The sequence below is a fragment of the Bifidobacterium parmae genome (assembly GCF_002860365.1).
Lineage (GTDB): Bacteria > Actinomycetota > Actinomycetes > Actinomycetales > Bifidobacteriaceae > Bifidobacterium > Bifidobacterium parmae.
In genome coordinates this window covers 42,453-61,260 of the sequence record NZ_NMWT01000011.1, presented here as the reverse complement: position 1 = coordinate 61,260, position 18,808 = coordinate 42,453, and the positions used below count along the sequence as shown (strand labels likewise).

Below are 18,808 nucleotides of genomic sequence, written 5' to 3'. Positions count from 1 at the left end.
GAAGAACATGACCCAAGGATTGCAACGCATAGCAACCGCATTCGCCGGATACGAGGATTCCTACGTCATCATCGGCGGCACCGCGTGCAGCATCATCATGGATGACAACGGATTGGAATTCCGTGCGACCAAGGACGTCGACATGGTGCTGATCGCGGAAGGAGATGATGCCGCGTTCGCGCGTACGCTGTGGGATTTCATCCGCGATGGAGGATACTCCTTCATCGCGGCGAACTCGACGAAACCGCATTTCTATCGCTTCGACCATCCACAGGCTCCCGGATTCCCGACGATGATCGAGCTGTTCTCGCGACACCCGGATTTCACCATCGACGAAGCATCGGCCGTAACCCCGATTCACATCTCCGATGACGTTTCCAGCCTGTCCGCCATCATGTTGGACGACAGCTATTACCGGCTGCTGCAGGACGGCCGTGAAATCTTGAACGGGGTCAGTGTGCTGAACGAACGATACCTGATTCCGTTCAAGGCAAAAGCGTGGCTGGATTTGGACGCGAGACACGAAGCCGGCGAACACGTGGATGCCAAGAATCTGAAGAAGCATCAATATGATGTGTTCCGTCTCACACAGCTTCTGGCACCATCGGACCGCATCGAACTCGAGGACGAACCCCGAACCGACATGGCGGAGTTCCTGCGGCACATGAAAACGAGACAACTGCCGTTGAAGCAAATCGGAGTGCTCGGCAAGCAGTCCGAACTGATCGATCTACTCGAAAGCGTATACCAGCTGCGATAACGGATATCCCATCATCCGCCTAACGGCTCGGTCCAGCTGTTTCAGACCGGCCTACGGCCGGACCCAAACCTGCCTTCGTTCGGCTTCCGCCTCACTCAGGGCTCACCTACGGACAGTCCACCGGACTGTCCGCCTAACGGCTCGGTCCAGCTGTTTCAGACCGGCCTACGGCCGGACCCAAACCTGCCTTCGTTCGGCTTCCGCCTCACTCAGGGCTCACCTACGGACAGTCCACCGGACTGTCCGCCTAACGGCTCGCCCAGCGCTTCAGCTCTTCAACGGCGGTTTCGTGGTCTACGGGGCCGTTATCGAGGCGGTATTCGAGCATGTGGCGGTAGGCCTGGCCGACCATCGGGCCGGGTTCCAGGCCGAGAATCGACATGATCTCGTTGCCGTCCAGATCCGGGCGGATCGCGTCGAAGTCCTCCTTCTCCTTGAGCTCCTTGACGCGCGCCTCCATCTCGTCCATCGCCTCGGCGAAGATGCGCGCCTTGCGGCGATTCTGCGTGGTCGCGTCGGCGCGGGTCAGCCGGTTGAGACGCTCGTACAGGTGGCCGGCGTCCTTCACGTAGCGGCGCACCGCGGAGTCCGTCCACGGCTCGTCCACGTAGCCGTGGAAGCGCAGGTGAAGATTCACGAGCTCGCTCACGTCGTCGACGATGTGATGGTCGAAGCGCAACGCCTTGAGGCGTTTGCGCGTCAGCTTCGCGCCGACCGCGTCGTGATGGTGGAAGCTCACCTTGCCGCCCGGCTCGAACCGGCGCGTCTTCGGCTTGCCGACATCGTGCATGATCGCGGCGAGACGCAGCGTCAGGTCGGGGCGCGGCACCGGGCCGTCGTCGCCGGTCTCCAGCGCGACGGCGCGGTCGAGCACGATCATCGTGTGCTCGAACACGTCCTTGTGGCGGTGATGCTCGTCGATCTGCAGTTCGAGCGCGGGGATCTCCGGCAGCACGATGTCCGCCAATCCGGATTCGACGAGCGCTTCGATGCCGGCGCGCGGGCGGTCGGAGAGCAGCAGCTTGGTGAGCTCGTCGCGCACGCGTTCGGCGGACACGATCGAGATGCGCTCGGTCATCGCGCTGATCGCCTCGGCGGTCTCCGGTTCGATGGAGAAGCCGAGCTGGGCGACGAATCGCACGGCGCGCATCATGCGCAGCGGATCGTCGTCGAACGACTGGCGCGGGTCGACCGGCGTGCGCAGGACGCCCTTCGCGAGGTCGTTGGCACCGCCGAACGGGTCGACGAATTCGAGGTCGGGCACGCGCAGCGCCATCGCGTTGACGGTGAAGTCGCGGCGCGACAGGTCGCCTTCCAACGTATCGCCGTACTGGACCTCCGGCTTGCGCGAATCCGGATCGTACGTGTCGGAACGGTAGGTGGTGACCTCCACCTTCACCTCGGTGCCGTCGTCGCGGCGGCGCATCGCGCCCAGCGTGCCGAACTTGCGGCCCATGTCCCAGAAGCCGTCGTGGCCGAAACGGCGCAGGATCGGCTCGAACTGCTCGGGGCGCGCCGACGTGCAGAAGTCGAGGTCGTGGCTGCGGCGGTGCAGCAGCAGATCGCGCACGGGACCGCCCACCAACGCCAGCTCGTAGCCTTCGGCGGCGAACATGCGACCCAATTCAATGGCTTCCGGCCAAACTTCGAAATCCACGCCAATCCTTTCGGACACTTCTCGGATGCTTCTCGGATGCTTCCGGATACGTTGCTCCCTGCCGTGCGCCGGTCCCGGCGCATCGGTCAGTATCTGTCGCTACCAGCATACCGTTACTCGACATGCACAGGGACTTGAGTAAGGTGGAAGGCATGATTACGCCCGCGGACCTTGCGCGCATGCTGAGGCATGCCGACGATGCCGCGGTCAACCATGCCCAAAACGGCCGCGACGAGGACGTGCTCATGTACACGTCCCAGTCCCGTCCGAAGCCCGTCCCCGCGCCATCCCCGCAGACTCCCGCGCCGCGACAGCCCGCGCCGCCGACCGTCGACGACATCATCGATGCCGCCGGCACCATCGACACGGCGCAGACGGTCGCGTCGATGGTCGCGCGGGAGGCGGCGAAGGCGACGCCGATGTCGACGCCGACGCCCGCCACCGTGTTCGCGCGCGTGCGCGTCACCGGTTCCGACACGACGCCCAGCGGCCAGCGCATCACCACGCGCGTCGAGACGTCGGTCACGGCGTCCGTCACGGTCGAGCCGGCGGGCGGCGTCACGGTGACTCCGCTGGATGTCGCCGCCGCGCCCGGCGTCCCCGCGCCGGCCCCGCGCATCCCGACGCCGGCGATGATGCCGCGCAAACGCTCCTCGGACGGGCCGACGACGTTCGCCTCGCTGGACGCGCAGGAGCTGCCGGTCGTGCGCGAGTATTCGGCCGGCGGACTCGTGTTCGACGAGCGCGGACGCGTGGCGATCATCGCGCGCCATTCGCGCAGCGGGCATCTCGAATGGTGTCTGCCGAAGGGGCATATCGAGAAAGGCGAGACGCCGCAGCAGACGGCCGTGCGCGAAGTGCACGAGGAGACCGGCATCCTCGGCGAGGTGGTCGAGTCGATCGCGACGATCGACTACTGGTTCACCGGCACGACGCAGCGCGTACACAAGCTCGTCCACCATTTCGCGTTGAAGCAGATCGGCGGCGACCTCACCGTGGAAGGCGACCCCGACCATGAGGCGGAGGACGCGATCTGGGTGGATTTCAAGGATCTGGACGACGTGCTCAGCTACCCTAATGAGCGCAAGATCGCATGGCTTTACTCCCGGAAACTGAACAGGCAGGCAAACGAGTGATTCAATACGCCCCCCTACGACGCATCCAGGCTTGGTGGCGCATCGCGGCGGGTATGCTGCTCGCCGCGGCGTTCGTGGCAGGTGCCGTGGCGCTTCCGGCGTCCGCATCCGCCGCCGACGGCGACGCCGCGAACGCCGGCACCGCGCGATCCGCGAGCGGCGCCGCGAACGCCGACGGTACGACGGACACCTCCGCGCAGACGCTCGCGCTGACCGAGATGACCGCGGTCGTCACCGACACGTCCGGCTTCCACCTCAAGGCGACCGTCACGAACACCGGCGACGCCGCATGGGCGGCCGGCGAGGTCACGCTCGACACGAATCCGATGTTCACGTTCACCTCCCGCACCGACATGCAGGAGTGGGCGCAGTCCGAAAGCCCAATCCCCGCGCCGGCGAGCCTCGGCTCCGCCTCCGTGCCCGCATTGCAGCCGAAGCAGAGCGCCACGGTCACGATCGACCAGGGCGCGGACGCGCAGGCGCTCACGCAGATGCTCAACTGGGGTCCGAAGCCGCTGCTCGTCACGTACACCCACGACGGCGCGAACGTCGCCGTACACACGTTCCTGACGCGTTCGTCCGCCGGACTCGACAACGCGAACACGCCGGCGATGACCATCACGATGGCGATGCCGCTGACCAGCGGCCACTGGACCGCCGACGCGGACACGCTCACGAAGCTCGTCACCGACGACACCGATGATTCCGCCGGATCTTCCAACGGATCGAACAACGGATCCACCGGCACCGGCAGCACCGGCAAGGCCACGGCGATCGGCGCGGCCGTGCTGGAAGGCGACCACACGCGCTTCGACCATTCGCTCGAACAGACGATCTCGAAGCACTCCTCGCTGCAGACCATCGCCGACCCGACGTATCTGGACGCGCTGGCGATGCCGCCGCAGACGACGGCGATCATGCAGCCCGCAGGCTTCGACATCACCGCCTACACGGCGCAGGAGAACGCCGCGGAACGCTACGCGAACGCCGGCATCGGCGACGACGCGTGGAACGCGAGCGCCGCCCTCGCCGACTACCGTGCGGCGCTCGGCGACCAGAAGGCCACGTCGCGGACGATCGCCTGGCAGGGCCAGGGCCAGTGGACGCTCGACGCGCTCACCGCCGCCCGCCGCCAGGGCTACACGACCGTCGTCTCCACGCATGACTTCGAATCCTCCGAAACGGACACCGTGCACACGGGCACCGTGGTCGTGCCGACAGACGCGGGCGACGTGACCGTGCTTGTCGAACAGCGCGAACTGAGCAACCTCGCCAAAGGCAAGGCCACGAACGCGAAGGCCACGGCCGAGTCGACGATGGCGGGCCGTCTCGCCCGCTTCGTCGCGCAGAGCGCGTTCTACCAGATGGAGCAGCCGTACAACGAACGCGACCTGCTCGTCTGCTTCTCCGCCGACTCGGACGCCGCCACCGTGGACGCGTTCATGGACGCGGTCGAATCGGCGTCCTGGCTGAAGACCGGCGACCTCGACGCGCTCGCGCACGCCGACCCGTATGCGAGCGGCGACGACGCGCGCAACGCCGTCCCCGCCGACTCCGGCATGTCCGCGGCGGACTCGTCGAACGTGACGAACGTGCTCGCCTCCCTGTCCGCGGGCCGCGGCGACATCACGCGATTCCGCGACAGCATCCTCGGCGACGGCGACGACAACGACAACGGCAACGGCAGCAACAACGGCGACGACGGCAAGGCGGCGTCCGCGTGGATCGGGCGGCTGCTCGACGCGCACGCGGAACTCGCGCTGCACGCCCTCGCCATCGACGGCGGCTCGGCGGAGGTCGACACGACCACGTCGATGACGGCCGTCGGCGGCGCGCAACAACTCGCCAACGACCTGCTCGGCGGCGTGAGCCTCACCCCGTCAGAAACGGTGACGATGGTCTCGGAGACCGCGACGATGCCGGTGACCGTCAGCAACAGCACCCCCTACCCGGTCACGATCCGCGTCTTCTCGATCACCGATTCGCCGGAGATCGTCACGTCGCGCCGCAACACGGTGACGATCCCGGCGCGCGGCGAGGCGCAGGTGACGTTCACGCTGCGCGCCGCCACCTCCGGTTCGGCGACCGCGCACGTCTCGCTGCAGGACCGCGGCGGCGTCACGTTCGGCGGCTCGCAGGACACGGCGATCAACTGCGTGCTCAAGATCAGCGACAAGACCGGCTTCATCATCATCGGCCTCGCCGTGGCGCTCGGCGCCCTCGGCCTGTGGCGACAGTTCAACCGCAAGAAGGACCCCGACGAATGAGTTCCAACGTCGGCCGCAACTCCCTGATCATGGCATCAGGGACGATGGCCTCACGCATCACCGGCCAGATCCGCACGATCCTGCTCGCCGCGTGCCTCGGCACGACCGGCATCGCCGCGAACGCCTATCAGACGGGATCGATGATCCCGCAGGTGCTGTTCACCGTGATCTCCGGCGGCATCTTCAACGCGGTGCTCGTGCCGCAGATCGTGCGCACGCTCAAGGAGCATGACGCGCAGGAGCGGCTCAACAAGCTCATCACGCTGGCGATCGCGCTGCTCGCCGGCATGACGCTGCTGATGATGCTCGCCACGCCGCTGCTCACGATGCTGTACCTCGACAACAGCTGGGGCCCGGCGGAGCGTGCGCTCGTCAACGCGTTCACCCTATGGTGCATGCCGCAGATCTTCTTCTACGGCCTGTACACGGTGCTCGGCCAGATCCTCGCCGCGAAGGACAACTTCGTCACCTACGCGTGGAGCTCGGTCGGCGCGAACGTGATCAGCTGCGCCGGCTTCACGATGTTCCTCATCCTGTTCGGCAGGGCCGCCCGCGCGCCGCTCGAATTCTGGACCACCGAGAAGGTGATGCTCACCGCCGGCACGTGGACGCTGGGCGTCGCGTTCCAGGCGATCGTCCTGTTCGTCCCGCTGATGCGCCTCGGCCTGCACTACCGTCCGCAGTGGGGCGTGAGCGGCATCGGCCTCAAGGCGATGGGCCCGGTGGCCGCGTGGAGCGTCGGCGTGATGGGCGTGCAGGAGCTCGCGAACATCGTCAACGCGCGCATCACCAACGGCGCCCCGTTCGCCGGCAACGACCTGTACGGCATCGCCGGCAACGGCTCCTACCAGAACGCGTTCACGCTGTACATCCTGCCGTACTCGCTGATCGCCGTGTCGGTGGGCACCGCGATCTTCCCGAAGATCTCGCGCGCGGTCGCCGAACGCAATCTCGACGAGGCGCGCGACGACCTGAGCGGCGCCCTGCGCAACGTGGGCGTGATGATGATGTACTTCACGATGGCGATCGTCGTGATGCCGGTGCCGATCACGATCGCGCTGCTGCCCAGCGTGGGCGTGCAGGAGGCGAAACTGATCGCCGGGCCGATGGTCGCGCTGGCGCTCGGCCTGCCGCTGACCAGCGCCTACCTGCTCATCCAGCGCACGTTCTTCGCGTTCGAGGACGGCCGCCACCCGTTCCTGTTCCAGCTGCAGGTGAGCATCATCCAGGTCGTGTTCGAGATCGCCGTGATGCTGCTCGCGCCGCCACGCTGGTGGACGGCGGGCGTGGGACTGTCGATGACGGTCGGCTACCTGCTGAGCTTCCCGTCGCTGGTCGCGATGCTGCGGCGTCGCTTCGACGGGCATCTGGACGGACGCCGCATCGCGGTCACGTATCTCAAGGCGCTGATCGCCGCGCTCGTCGCCGGACTGGCCGCGTGGCTGCTCACCGATCCGGTGATGCTGCTGCTCGGCGCCTCGATGCGCCTCGACCGGCTCAACTGGTTCCAGGCGTTCGGCTTCTGCGCGCTGATGACGGTGGCCACGGCGGCCGTCTACGCGTCGATGCTCATCGTGCTGCGTTGCGAGGAGTTCGCGACGATCCTCGCGTCGGTCTCCCGACGCCTTCCGTTCGACCATCCCCATGACTAGAATGGCCTCAGCGCCATCGACTCGTATGGTGGCGTCGAAGCGCTTACGCATTACGGAGTCGAAGAAACTATGAAGCCTCAGCTGGGAGACACGCTTTTCAACCGCTATACCCTGGTCACGCTGCTTCGCGACGAGCCCGGTGTGCAGGCTTGGAAGGCCAACGACCGCGTGCTCGCCCACGATTGTCAGCTGTTCGTCCTCACCGATCCGAGCACGCTGGAGGACGTGTCCTCCCTGGCCACGCAGCTCGGCCGCAAGAACGGCATCACGCCGGTGCTGCAGTTCCGCAAGTCGGGCGAGGCGGCGGTGCTCGTCACCCGCATCGAGACCGGCCTGTCCCTCACCGAATACCTGAACGGTCCGGCCAGCGGCACGATCAGCTTCGAGGCGATGCGTTCGATCATCGGCGAGACCGCGGCCGTCGCGACCGCGTTGGAGACGCCGCGACTGTCCACCGACACGATCCGCGTGTCCGTGCAGGGCGTCGAGATCGCCGACGCGCCGCTGTCCGGCCTGCTGGCCGAACCGACCAAGGCGCCGGAGTCGATCCAGGGCGAACAGCTCGCCATCCGCCAGCTGGCGTCCGTGCTCTACGCATTGCTGACGCGCCGCCCGTCCTCGCCGGACACGACGTACGACCTCGCCTCGCTCGGCGAGATCCCCGGCGAATTCCGCGTGATCCTGTCGCGCGGCCTCGAACTCGCCAAGGAGGACGGCAGCCACGGCGAGCCGATGCTCACGCTGAGCGAGCTGACCGCGCTGCTCGGCGAATACAAGCCGCTCACCGATCTGACCGACCAGGACATCGCCCTGCCGTCCGACGCCGGCGCAGGCTCGATCTCCACCGCGCAGGTGCGCGCCATCGACGGCGACACGCTGGTCGAACTGCCCGACACCGTGGTCACGACGGAGAAACTGCCCGATCTGACCATCAACCGTGCGTTGACCGAGGCCGAGGCCGCCCGCCACGCCGAACGCGTGGTCGCCGAGCAGAACAAGCAGACGTTCGCCGAGATGCAGGCCGATTTCGACAGCTATTCGCCGAGCGTGCTCGGCGCCTCGGCCGGCGACCAGCCGGGCCGTCTGTCCGCCGAGGCGGCGAGCCGTCTCACGCGCATGCCCGACCTGCCCGAGCGTCCCGCCGCCGCGGGCGACGCCGGCTATCAGGGCGATGACCTGTTCCATGAATTCTCGTTCCAGACGCAGGCGCTGCCGACGGCATCCGGCGCGAACCCCGGTGAGGAGACGACGCGCATCCCCGTGTTCGTCGACCCGAACATGGCCACCGAGGCGATCGACGTGTCGTCGGTGCGTCAGGAGATGCAGTCCGCCAAGCCGTCGCCGGCGCTGCCCGCGCCGAAGACCGGCGCCGCCGAGGCCGCCGCTGCGGGCGCTGCTGGCACTGCCGGCGCGAACGCCGCCGCGCCGCATACGCCCGATATGGACGCGACGATCGTCGGCATGAAGCCGATCGACCATGACGGCGGCGCACCGGTGGCGTTCGCGCCCGCGCCGCACGCCCGTGGCGTCGCCGCGACCGACGCGTCGATGCAGCAGCCGCCGAGCTTCACGCCGAAGGAGGCTCCGGCCGGCGCCGCCGAAGCCGCGGCGGATGTCGACAACCTGTCGAAGCAGCGTCTGTTCGGCAAGATGACCACGACCGTGGCGGTCGTCATCATCGCCAGCGTGCTCATCGTCGCCGCACTGGCGTTCGCCGTGGTGACGTTCATGCACAGCAACGCCAACCCCGCGGATTCCGGCGTCGACAAGAACAACCAGTGGCCGTCGCAGCAGAATCTGGACGATGTGCCGTTCGGCGACGAGTCGGGCGACGGCTCGTCCAACGGTTCGTCCAAGGATTCCGGCCAGTCCGCCTCCAACGGCGCCTCCGCGGCCTCCGACGGCGCGGTCGAACTCATCGACGTGACCGACGCCTACCAGCGCTGACGTCGTCGTTCCTCGCTCCCCTTGTCTCGTGCAGGGGGAGCATTTTTTCTTTACCCCAGCAGAGGGAGCTGTCGCGCTTCGTGTGACTGAGGGGGTATCCGCCGAAAGCTGACCCGTGGAAACCCGCGCCACGGAGAGAACCCCCTTGCTAGGCTGTCAGTTATGACTGTGCATAACGTGATCATCATCGGTTCGGGGCCGGCCGGCTATACGGCGGCCATCTATCTGGGACGTGCCGGCCTGCATCCGGTGCTCGTCACCGGCGCGCTCGCCCCTGGCGGGCAGCTCGTCAACACCACCGAGGTGGAGAATTTCCCCGGGTTCCCGGACGGCATCCTCGGTCCGGATCTGATGGACGCGATGCGCGCGCAGGCGGAACGGTTCGGCACCGAGTTCATCCACGAGGACGTCACGTCGATCGAAGTCGTCGACGGCGGCGTCGCGTCCGACGGCACAATCAAACGCGTCACGTTGGAGTCCGACGACGTGCTGGACGCGCGTGCGGTGATCGTCGCCACCGGTTCCTCCTACCGCAAGCTGGGCGTGCCCGGCGAGGAGGAGTATTCCGGCCGCGGCGTCTCCTACTGCGCCACCTGCGACGGATTCTTCTTCAAGGACAAGCCGATCGTCGTGGTCGGCGGCGGTGACTCCGCGTTCGAGGAGGCGCTGTATCTGACGCGCTTCGGCTCGTCGGTCACGCTGATCCACCGTCGTGACTCGTTCCGCGCCTCCGCGATCATGGTGGAGCGCGCCCGCGCGAACGACAAACTCACGCTCCTCACCGACACCGTCGTCACCGCCATCCACGGCGGGAACGCGAGCACCGGTGCTTCGGACGCCCTCAATCCGGTCGGCGGCATCACCCTGAACGCCGGCAATGCGGCAGGCATCTCACTCAAGCTGGGCAACGCGCTCGGCGGCGTGACGCTGCCCGCGGCCGCGCCGGCGGCCGGCAGCGTCACGTCCATCGACATCCGCAACACCGTGACCGGCGAGACCGGCACGTTGGATACGGCTGCCGTGTTCGTCGCGATCGGACACTCCCCCGCGACCGCGTTCACCGGCGACGTGGTGCGGAAGGATGACGACGGCTACATTCTCGTGGACGGCGCGAGCACACGCACGTCCACGCCCGGCATCTTCGCCGCCGGCGACTGCGTCGACCGCACCTACCGTCAGGCCATCAGCGCCGCCGGCATGGGCTGCCGAGCCGCCCTCGACGCCCAGGCCTACCTCACCGATTGAGGAAAACGAAGACTCGGCCCCCTCTGACGAGGGGGCCGAGAATGCTGACATGCCCGTAGGTGCATGTCCGGAGGGGGTTAGCGCCAGTCGTCTTTGTGGTCGGCTTCGGGCATGAGGAGACCGAGGATGCGGTCCATGTCTTCGGGGGACGAGAAGACGATCTCGATGCGGCCGTGCTTCGGGGTGCCCTTGATCGAGACCTTCGTGTCGAAACGGTCCTCCAGATTGCTCTTGATCGGCGAGCCGGCCCACGGATCGTTCTTGCGCGCCTTCGGCTTCTTCGGCTCGTCGCCGGCGAGGTTCGCCATCGCGACGATCTCCTCGGTGCTGCGCACGGACAGGCCTTCCGCGATGATACGGACGGCGAGCTTGTCCATCGCCTCGGGGTCGTTGAGCCCGAGCAGCGCACGCGCATGGCCGGCGGTGAGAATGCCGGCGGCGACCTTCTTCTGCACGCCGGCCGGCAGGTTGAGCAGTCGGAGCGTGTTGGCGATCTGCGGGCGCGACTTGGAGACCGACTTGGAGAGCTGCGCCTGCGTCAGACCGAACTCGTCGATCATCTGCTGGTAGGCGGCGGCCTCTTCGAGCGGGTTCAGGGCGACGCGATGCAGGTTCTCCAGCAGGGCGTCGCGCAGCATGTCGTCGTCGGCGGTCGTCTTGACGATGGCGGGGATCGTCTTCAGTCCGGCGAGCTGCGAGGCGCGCCAACGACGTTCGCCCATGATGAGCTCGTACGGGCTGTCCATGCGGCCGTCGAACTGGTTGGCGGGCTCGTGGCCTTCCTGCGCCTTGCGCGCCGCCTCGATCTGGGCGGCGGGACGCTTCCGCACGACGATCGGCTGGAGGACGCCGACCTCCTTGATGGAGGCGGACAGCTCGTTGAGATCGTCCTCGTCGAAGACGGTACGCGGCTGGTGCGTGTTCGGCCCGATGTCGGACAGCTTGAGCTCGGCCAGATAGCCGCCCTCGACCGGCTTCAGCTCCGGCTTCTCCTCCGCGTCGTCCTTCTTGGTTTCACGTGAAACAACCTGTTCGGTGGACTTCTCCAACACCGAATGACGGGAGTTGTCCGCGGGCTGGATCGGCTGCTCCACGACGGCGCTGGTGACGGTGTCCTTGAAGAACATGTCGCTCGGGTGGGCGATGTCGCTCAGCGCGGGCATCGCCGCACGCTGCTGCTTCTTCGGCTTGGAGGCGGGCTTGGGTTCGCTCTTCGGCGTTTCACGTGGAACATCGACGGGTTTCACCTCCAGCTTCCTGCGCTGGGGCATGGCGTGCTTGGACTTCTCCTCCGGGGACTCCTCCCCCGGCAGTTCGGGGAACAGTGCGCCGAGGCCCTTGCCGAGACGGGACTTCGATGACATGTCAGGCCTCCTTCATTCTGGTCGCGATGGCTTCCAATACGTTTTCGGAACGGCGGGTGATCTCCAGCGCGGCCTCGCCGTAGGAGATGGCGCCCATGCCGTGCGGGTCGTAGACGATGACGCTCTTGCTGAAGCTCGGCGCCTCGGAGATCTTCACCGTGCGCGGGATCGTCGTGTCGAGCACGATGGACGGATAGTGCTTCTTCACCTCGTTGTAGACCTCGCGGCTCAGCAGCGTGCGGCGGTCGAACATCGTGATGAGCATCGTGGACACGGTCAGGCTCGGGTTGAAGTGGTCCTGGACCAGACCGATGGTGTTGATGAGCTGGCCGAGGCCTTCGAGCGCGTAGTACTCCGCCTGAATCGGGATGAGCATCTCATGCACGGCGCACATCGCGTTGATGACGAGCAGGCCGAGGCTCGGCGGGCAGTCGATGAACACGTAGTCGTAGTGGTCCTCGGACTCCCCGAGGAACTTGTCGACGGCCTCCTTGAGCAGGGAGTTGCGGTTCGGCAGGTCGGCGACCTCGAGCTCCGCGCCGGACAGGTCGATGGAGGCGGGCACCACGTCGAGGTTCTTGAAGTCGGGGCACGGCTGCTTGACCTCGGCCAGGGTGAGTCGCCCTTCGAGCACGTCGTAGACGGACGGCTCCCCCGAAGCGTGGCTGACGCCCAATGCGGTGGAGGCGTTGCCCTGCGGATCCATGTCGATGACCAGCACGCGCATCCCGTGCTCGGCCAGCGCGGCGGCCAGGTTCACCGTCGACGTGGTCTTGCCGACGCCGCCCTTCTGGTTCGCGACTGCGATCAGACGCGTCTTGGACGGCTTCGGGAACTCCTGCTGCTGCAGTTTGGCGAAACGGTTGGATTCCAGCGCGATCTCCGCACCGACCGGCGACTCCCCCTCGGCGAAGATGCGCTTGATGGTCTGCTCGGCGGATTCCATCGGCTTGTGATTATCGGCCATGACCTCTCCTTGACAACACAACATGCCGGAATCCACCCCCGTTCGGAGATGGATTCCTGCACTGCCCACTTATCCACAAAAATGTGGATAAGTGTGGATAACTCGATTCTCTGGCTGTGGACGGACTGTTTTCGTTGGTTTCAAATCCTTAATATATCAACGTTCATCGGCACAGCCACCGTTCAGTTGATAATGTGGATAACTTTGTTCGACCTGTGGAAATGTGGAAAACCGCACCCCTATCGCTTGTCGACCAGCACGACGTGCGTCGGTTCCAGACCGGGTCCGACCTGGGCCTCAACGACCCGCGGATTCACGCCGCGGCGCTTGCCGATCTCCTTGACGGCCTTGTCGATCTCCGCCTGGGCGGAACGCCCCTTGAGCGCGACGAGGCGGCCATGCGGTTTCAGCAGCGGCAGCGTCCACCCGGCGAGCTTGGTCATCGGGGCGACGGCGCGGCAGGTCACCGCGGCGTACGGGTGCAGATCACGGTCACGGCGCATGGCGTCGATGACCTCCTCCGAACGCGCACGGAACACGCTCACGTTCCGGAGTCCCATCGCGTCGCGACATTCCTTGAGCCATGCGACGCGACGCTCCATCGGCTCGATCAGCGTGAACTCGTGATCCGGTAGGCAGGCCGCGGCCACCAGACCGGGGAATCCTCCGCCGCTGCCGACGTCGGCCACGGTCTTGAACCGCTCGCCTGCGGTCGCCTCGCGCACGAACGGCACGATCGCCGCCGAATTGAGGATATGCCGCTCCCAGATGATGTCGACGTCGCGCGGACCGATGAGTCCGCGCGGCTCCCCCTCCTCGGCGAGTTTCACGTGAAACACGCGCAACGGCTCGAAGGCGTCGCCGAGCACTTCCCGCAGCATCGGCGAACCGTCCAGCTGGTCGGCCATACCTCTCCCCTCGTCAGTCATGACAATCGACGGTTGTCGTCCGGTCACTCCTCGTCGTCGCCATCCGCGTTGGCGCGCAGGTAGATGGTGACGTAGCGGCGCGGCTCCTCGCCGTGGGAACGGGACTTCAGCCCCTCCTCGCGCACGACGTCGTGGACGACCTTGCGCTCGAACGAGTTCATCGGCTTGAGGTCGACCGGTTCGCCGGTCTCCTTCACCTCGTCGACGGCGTCGAGCGCGATGTCGTGCAGACGCTGGCGCTTGCGCTTGAGGAATCCGTCGACGTCGACGATGAGGCGGGAACGCTCGCCGGTCTTCTGCTGCACGGCGAGACGGGTGAGCTGCTGCAGCGCGTCGACCACTTCCCCGTTGCGGCCGATGAGATGCTTGATGTCGGTGTCGTCGTCCGCGACGATCTGGACCATCGGGCGGCCGTTGCGCACGCCCATCTCGATGTCGCCCTCGTAGTCGGCGATGTCGAGCAGTCCTTCGAGGTAGTCGGCCGCGATGTCAGCTTCGTCGTTGAGCTGATCCACCGTCTTGTCGTCATTCTGGGCCATGCGGTCCTCCTTCGATCATGGGTCTATGGGAACAGTCTAAACCAGCCATCCGCTCAAGCCGCGCAGGCGAGCCGGGATAGCTCGGCCCGGTGTCTCACCGTTTCACGTGAAACACCGGGCCTTACTTACTCGATCATTTCTTCTTGTTCTTGTTTTTGTTCTTGCGCTGCGGCTGCTGACGCTGGTAGCCCTGCGTCTCCTTCTGCTGCGCTTCGACCTTGGCCTTCTCCAGCGCCTCATCCTCGAGGGACAGCTGGCCGGCCTTGGCGCGGCGGGCGTTCTCCTTCTCGTGGTCGCGGACTTCCTTGGCGTCGGCCGCGGGCGATCCGGGCGTCGGGAAGACGCGCAACTGCCAGAAGGTGCGCAGGAGGTTGCAGACGTTGTTCGTCAGCCAGTAGACGAGCACGGCGAACGGCATCGTGATGCCGGAGAAGATGTACATGACCGGGAAGATCCACAGCATGGTCTTCTGCATCGTGGCGGCCTGGCCCTGCATGGTGGCCGGGTTCATGTTCTTGTTCATGTTGAGCCACTGCATGAAGAACATGCAGCCGCACATGAGCGCCACGAACACCACGATGATGGCCTTGGCCGTCAGGTCGCCGTTGCCGAACGTGCTGGTGGTGTTCACCAGGCCGAGCACCTTGGATTCGGAGAACTGCTTCGCGGTCTCCACGTCGAAGGCGCCGAGCGTCGCACGCTTGCCGCGCGCGATGTACGGGATGGCGGACAGCACGTAGAACATGCACATGAAGACGGGGCCCTGGATGAGCATCGGCAGGCACGAACCGGCCGGGTTCGCGTCGTTGTCCTGATAGAGCTTCATCATCTCGCGGCTCAGGGCCTCTTTGCTGGCCTGGTCCGTCTTGCCCTTGTACTTGTTCTGGATCTTCTGCATCTTCGGCTGCAGCGCCTGCATCTTGCGCATCGACAGCATCTGCTTGTAGAAGATCGGGAGGATGCACGCGTGCACGACGAGCACGAGCACGATGATGGACAGCACCCACGAGACGCCGACCGGGTTCATGCCGAGCATGACGAGGAAGTCATGGACGACCTTCATGATCTGCGTCATCAGCCATTCGACCGGGGTCAGGATCTTGTACAGCCAACCCCAGAAGCCGCTGTCCAACAGGAATTGATTTTGGTTCATGGTAAGGGATTCCCCCATTCGTCAGTCGGCAACGGCGTCAGTCGGGGCTCCTCATGGGCTTTCGACCATCGGAACCGGTAGAAGACGGAAAAACGTCGGGGCACGTCGTCGATGCCGCCGCGGCTCCACGGCCGGCACCGCAGCAGACGCAGCACGGCGAGCAGTCCGCCGCGCAAGGCGCCGAACCGTGCCACCGCCTGGATGGCATAGTTCGAGCAGCTCGGATAGTAGCGGCAGCACGGCACCGCCCGATGCGCGGAGAACGTGCGCTGGTACCAGCGCACCCCGCGGATCATCATGCCGGCCATGCCGTTCATCGCGTCACCGCTCCCGGTCGATGCGTTCGGCGATCTTCGCGAACGCCGACGCGACCTGGGTGTCCAACGACGCGAACGGCGCGCCCGCCGCACTCGGCTTGGCGCGCATCACGATGTCGCATCCTTCGGGCAGCCGGTCCTCATACGCCCGCGCGAGCACGCGGAAACGACGTTTGACCGTGTTGCGCGTGACGGCATTCCCGACCGATTTTGATACGGCGAGACCCATGCGCCGCGCTTCGGGTGCCACCGAGGGCCGCGTATGCGAATCGTCGCGCACCAGATAGTGCACGACGATGTCGTTGCGCGAGACCTTGTGGCGACGCTTCAGCACGGCGACGAATTCGCTGTGGCTTTTCAGCCGTTCCACGACCGTCTTGGAAAAGTCTTCAGTCGCCGACCGTCTGGAATCAGGCGGCCAGGGTCTTGCGGCCCTTGGCGCGACGACGGTTGATCAGGGCGCGGCCGGAACGGGTGCGCATGCGCTGACGGAAGCCGTGCTTCATGTGACGACGGCGGTTGTTGGGCTGGAAGGTCCTCTTCATAGTTGTGCTCCTAAGTCTTTCGGCCACGCTGACGCGCGGCTCCCACGTGAGTCAAGCTATACCAAAGTACCCTCACCCCTCCCCCAACGTCAACACGGGTGCATTTCATTCACAATTCACCGTGGCGACACGACACGCCCGACACGCCGAAAGCGCCGTATGAAGCCGATTACAGGCGGCGAGTTATCCACAAATTACAGGAATGTTATTCACAATCCAATGATTGCAACACGCAAGCCTGTGGATAACTTCCAAGCTATGAGTAACAATGGTGTGCGCACTTTATTCGTTCGAGCAGTGGAAGGAGGACCGGCATGGCCGACGAACCCCGCGATCCCGTCGCCGAGGCGAACCATATCTGGTCCGACACGCTGACGCTGCTCAAGCATAATTCCTCGCTCTCCCCCCGCGACAAGGGATGGCTGGAGGGCGTGTACCCGGAGGGCGTGTTCGGCACGACCATCGTGCTGTGCGTCGAGAACGCCGGAACCCGCCAGGCGCTGGAGAACGAGCTGCGCCAGCCGCTGCTCGAGGCGATGAACATGGTCACCGGCCAGGACATGACGCCGGCGTTCAAGATCGCGCCGCGCCAACCCGCTCCGGCGAAGCCGAAACCGGCGCCCTCCCGACGGGCCGCCGCACCGAAGCGCGCCTCGGGAATCGACGCGGACAATCCGCCGACGATCGCCGACCTCGGCAAGGAGCCGTACGGCTCGCGCGGACCGGTGCCGAACGTGCCGTCGTCGATGCCCGCCACGATGCCGACCCCGGTCGACGTGGCCACCGCCGCCGGATACCCGATGAGCCGCAACAAGGTGGCCCGCGATCCGGAGACGCATCTCAACAAGAACGCGACGTTCGACACGTTCGTCCCCGGCGATTCCAACCGTTTCGCCCGCACCGTCGCCCTCGCCGTGGCCGAGGGGTCGGGCCGCGACTTCAACCCGCTGTGTATCTACGGCGGCTCCGGTCTGGGCAAGACCCACCTGCTCAACGCGATCGGCAACTACGCGCTCGTCAAGGACCCGAGCCTCAAGGTGCGCTACGTGAATTCCGAGGAGTTCACGAACGAGTTCATCGAGGCGCTGCAGAACACGACCCAGAACCAGGGCCAGATCGCCGAATTCAACCGGCGGTACCGCGAGGTCGACGTCCTGCTCATCGACGACATCCAGTTCCTGGGCGGCAAGGAGGCCACCCTGGAGCAGTTCTTCCACACGTTCAACGCGCTGCATCAGGCGAACAAGCGCATCGTCATCGCCTCCGACGTGGCGCCGAAGAACCTCAAGGGCTTCGAGGCGCGACTCATCTCCCGCTTCGATTCGGGTCTGACCGTCGACGTGAAGCCGCCGGACCTCGAGACCCGCATCGCGATCCTGCGCATGATGGCGTCGATGAACCACAGCAACATCCCCAACGATGTGCTCGACCTCATCGCCGAACGCTTCACCGAGAACATCCGCGAGCTGGAGGGCGCGCTGACGCGCGTCACCGCCGTCGCGTCCCTGAGCAACCAGCCGGTCACACGCACGATGGCCGAGCAGACGCTGCAGGACTTCTTCACCACCGACGTGGAGGTGAAGCCCACCGACATCATCGGGCAGGTGGCGAAGTACTTCCACCTCACGTTCGAGGACATCGTCGGCAAGTCGCGCATGAAGAACATCGCGATCGCGCGGCAGGTCGCCATGTACCTCACGCGCGAGATGACCAGTCTGAGCCTCGTCGACATCGGCAAGGTGTTCGGCGGCAAGGACCACACGACGGTCATGCACGCGTGCGACCGCATCTCCAACGGCATGCAGGACCGTCAGGAGATCTACAACTACGTGATGGAGCTGACCGTCAGACTGAAGCAGGGCAACACCGACTTCAAGCAGAAGTAGGACCGGCTCTCGGCTCTCCTGACAAGGGGGAGCCGGCTCGCGGAACGCGACCGAGCGGCAGTTCCGCGGGCAACCGCATCGAAGGCCATCGACGGCCTTCGGCCGTCTCGATCGCGCGTGGCGAACGAATTCGCATCCCGTCGGAACGCATCCGAAAATCACCCCGAAAACGTTCGCCAGAATCGATTCTCCCAGCCGAAATCGGCCCGCGACACTCCGAAAACCAAGAAAAAGTGGGGTAAAGTTATCCACATACTTATTCACAAATGTGGGTAACCTCAGTGGAAAACCGGTGGATGACTGCCCGTTTCGCTGTGGATAACACGTGGATGACATCGCACCGAATGTGGAAAACTCAAGAGCGACCGAAATCCTGTGGATAACTCGCCGGTTTATCCACATTATCTCGATGAGTTATCCACATTTTTCCACGTCCACCGAAAC

General features: G+C 65.5%; 16 protein-coding genes. 7 read left to right on the top strand and 9 right to left on the bottom strand.

Annotation, left to right across the window (positions count from 1 at the left end; genetic code table 11):
• The first annotated feature begins 7 nt into the window (after nt 1–7).
• Nucleotides 8–760: a hypothetical protein gene (locus Uis4E_RS05240; RefSeq protein WP_101622164.1), complete on the top strand. Its 753-nt coding sequence runs from the start codon at nt 8–10 to the stop codon at nt 758–760.
• 247 nt (nt 761–1,007) lie between these two features.
• Here the strand turns inward: Uis4E_RS05240 and Uis4E_RS05235 are convergent, their stop codons facing one another.
• A complete protein-coding gene (locus Uis4E_RS05235) occupies nt 1,008–2,417 on the bottom strand; it encodes a CCA tRNA nucleotidyltransferase (protein WP_101622163.1) in 1,410 nt (469 codons plus the stop codon).
• A gap of 152 nt (nt 2,418–2,569) precedes the next feature.
• Here Uis4E_RS05235 and Uis4E_RS12325 point away from each other — a divergent pair, with 152 nt between their 5' ends.
• The 5 genes from Uis4E_RS12325 (at nt 2,570) to Uis4E_RS05210 (ending at nt 10,664) form a co-directional block, all read left to right on the top strand.
• On the top strand, nt 2,570–3,553 hold the full coding sequence (locus Uis4E_RS12325; RefSeq protein ID WP_101622162.1) for an NUDIX hydrolase: 984 nt from the start codon (nt 2,570–2,572) through the stop codon (nt 3,551–3,553).
• The gene (locus tag Uis4E_RS05225; RefSeq protein ID WP_243394346.1) at nt 3,550–5,820 is read left to right on the top strand and encodes a DUF6049 family protein; all 2,271 of its coding nucleotides are present in this window, start codon (nt 3,550–3,552) and stop codon (nt 5,818–5,820) included. Before Uis4E_RS12325 ends, Uis4E_RS05225 begins: the two co-directional genes overlap by 4 nt.
• Nucleotides 5,817–7,472: a murein biosynthesis integral membrane protein MurJ gene (gene murJ / locus Uis4E_RS05220; RefSeq protein ID WP_243394343.1), complete on the top strand. Its 1,656-nt coding sequence runs from the start codon at nt 5,817–5,819 to the stop codon at nt 7,470–7,472. Before Uis4E_RS05225 ends, murJ begins: the two co-directional genes overlap by 4 nt.
• A 141-nt stretch (nt 7,473–7,613) precedes the next feature.
• Nucleotides 7,614–9,419: a protein kinase family protein gene (locus Uis4E_RS05215; protein WP_133125398.1), complete on the top strand. Its 1,806-nt coding sequence runs from the start codon at nt 7,614–7,616 to the stop codon at nt 9,417–9,419.
• A 162-nt stretch (nt 9,420–9,581) separates the two neighbouring features.
• A complete protein-coding gene (locus Uis4E_RS05210) occupies nt 9,582–10,664 on the top strand; it encodes an NAD(P)/FAD-dependent oxidoreductase (protein WP_101622160.1) in 1,083 nt (360 codons plus the stop codon).
• 77 nt (nt 10,665–10,741) lie between these two features.
• On the opposite strand, the gene Uis4E_RS05205 is transcribed toward Uis4E_RS05210, so the two are convergent.
• The 8 genes from Uis4E_RS05205 to rpmH form a co-directional block, all read right to left on the bottom strand.
• Complete coding sequence (locus Uis4E_RS05205) at nt 10,742–12,028, bottom strand: ParB/RepB/Spo0J family partition protein (RefSeq protein ID WP_101622159.1); 1,287 nt, start codon at nt 12,026–12,028, stop codon at nt 10,742–10,744.
• A 1-nt stretch (nt 12,029) separates the two neighbouring features.
• Nucleotides 12,030–12,974, bottom strand: coding sequence for a ParA family protein (locus Uis4E_RS05200; protein ID WP_034525779.1), 945 nt, complete (start codon nt 12,972–12,974; stop codon nt 12,030–12,032).
• 260 nt (nt 12,975–13,234) lie between these two features.
• On the bottom strand, nt 13,235–13,903 hold the full coding sequence (rsmG, locus tag Uis4E_RS05195; protein ID WP_101622158.1) for a 16S rRNA (guanine(527)-N(7))-methyltransferase RsmG: 669 nt from the start codon (nt 13,901–13,903) through the stop codon (nt 13,235–13,237).
• Between the two features lie 44 nt (nt 13,904–13,947).
• Nucleotides 13,948–14,463 (bottom strand): Jag family protein, encoded by a 516-nt coding sequence (locus Uis4E_RS05190; protein ID WP_101622157.1) that lies wholly within the window; start codon nt 14,461–14,463, stop codon nt 13,948–13,950.
• A 133-nt stretch (nt 14,464–14,596) separates the two neighbouring features.
• Nucleotides 14,597–15,616 carry a membrane protein insertase YidC gene (gene yidC / locus Uis4E_RS05185; RefSeq protein ID WP_101622156.1) on the bottom strand — a complete coding sequence of 340 codons (1,020 nt, stop codon included), beginning with the start codon at nt 15,614–15,616 and terminating at the stop codon, nt 14,597–14,599.
• The gene (gene yidD / locus Uis4E_RS05180) at nt 15,613–15,912 is read right to left on the bottom strand and encodes a membrane protein insertion efficiency factor YidD (protein WP_165784861.1); all 300 of its coding nucleotides are present in this window, start codon (nt 15,910–15,912) and stop codon (nt 15,613–15,615) included. The genes yidC and yidD overlap by 4 nt, the downstream gene beginning before the upstream one ends.
• Before the next feature lie 25 nt (nt 15,913–15,937).
• A complete protein-coding gene (gene rnpA / locus Uis4E_RS05175; protein ID WP_101622154.1) occupies nt 15,938–16,303 on the bottom strand; it encodes a ribonuclease P protein component in 366 nt (121 codons plus the stop codon).
• Nucleotides 16,304–16,343: 40 nt separating this feature from the next.
• Nucleotides 16,344–16,478, bottom strand: a complete 135-nt coding sequence (rpmH, locus tag Uis4E_RS05170) for a 50S ribosomal protein L34 (protein ID WP_034525651.1) — start codon at nt 16,476–16,478, stop codon at nt 16,344–16,346.
• Between the two features lie 314 nt (nt 16,479–16,792).
• Between rpmH and dnaA the strand changes: the two genes are divergently transcribed.
• Complete coding sequence (dnaA, locus tag Uis4E_RS05165; RefSeq protein WP_101622153.1) at nt 16,793–18,364, top strand: chromosomal replication initiator protein DnaA; 1,572 nt, start codon at nt 16,793–16,795, stop codon at nt 18,362–18,364.
• Nucleotides 18,365–18,808 lie beyond the last annotated feature (444 nt).

What these genes read in the sequence shown, in the direction of transcription:
- Uis4E_RS05240 (WP_101622164.1), top strand. Translation starts at nt 8, where the DNA reads ATGACCCAAGGATTGCAACGCATAGCAACCGCATTCGCCGGATACGAG.
- Uis4E_RS12325 (WP_101622162.1), top strand. Translation starts at nt 2,570, where the DNA reads ATGATTACGCCCGCGGACCTTGCGCGCATGCTGAGGCATGCCGACGAT.
- murJ (WP_243394343.1), top strand. Translation starts at nt 5,817, where the DNA reads ATGAGTTCCAACGTCGGCCGCAACTCCCTGATCATGGCATCAGGGACG.
- Uis4E_RS05210 (WP_101622160.1), top strand. Translation starts at nt 9,582, where the DNA reads ATGACTGTGCATAACGTGATCATCATCGGTTCGGGGCCGGCCGGCTAT.
- Uis4E_RS05205 (WP_101622159.1), bottom strand. Translation starts at nt 12,028, where the DNA reads ATGTCATCGAAGTCCCGTCTCGGCAAGGGCCTCGGCGCACTGTTCCCC.
- Uis4E_RS05200 (WP_034525779.1), bottom strand. Translation starts at nt 12,974, where the DNA reads ATGGAATCCGCCGAGCAGACCATCAAGCGCATCTTCGCCGAGGGGGAG.
- rsmG (WP_101622158.1), bottom strand. Translation starts at nt 13,903, where the DNA reads ATGGCCGACCAGCTGGACGGTTCGCCGATGCTGCGGGAAGTGCTCGGC.
- Uis4E_RS05190 (WP_101622157.1), bottom strand. Translation starts at nt 14,463, where the DNA reads ATGGCCCAGAATGACGACAAGACGGTGGATCAGCTCAACGACGAAGCT.
- yidC (WP_101622156.1), bottom strand. Translation starts at nt 15,616, where the DNA reads ATGAACCAAAATCAATTCCTGTTGGACAGCGGCTTCTGGGGTTGGCTG.
- yidD (WP_165784861.1), bottom strand. Translation starts at nt 15,912, where the DNA reads ATGATCCGCGGGGTGCGCTGGTACCAGCGCACGTTCTCCGCGCATCGG.
- rpmH (WP_034525651.1), bottom strand. Translation starts at nt 16,478, where the DNA reads ATGAAGAGGACCTTCCAGCCCAACAACCGCCGTCGTCACATGAAGCAC.
- dnaA (WP_101622153.1), top strand. Translation starts at nt 16,793, where the DNA reads ATGGCCGACGAACCCCGCGATCCCGTCGCCGAGGCGAACCATATCTGG.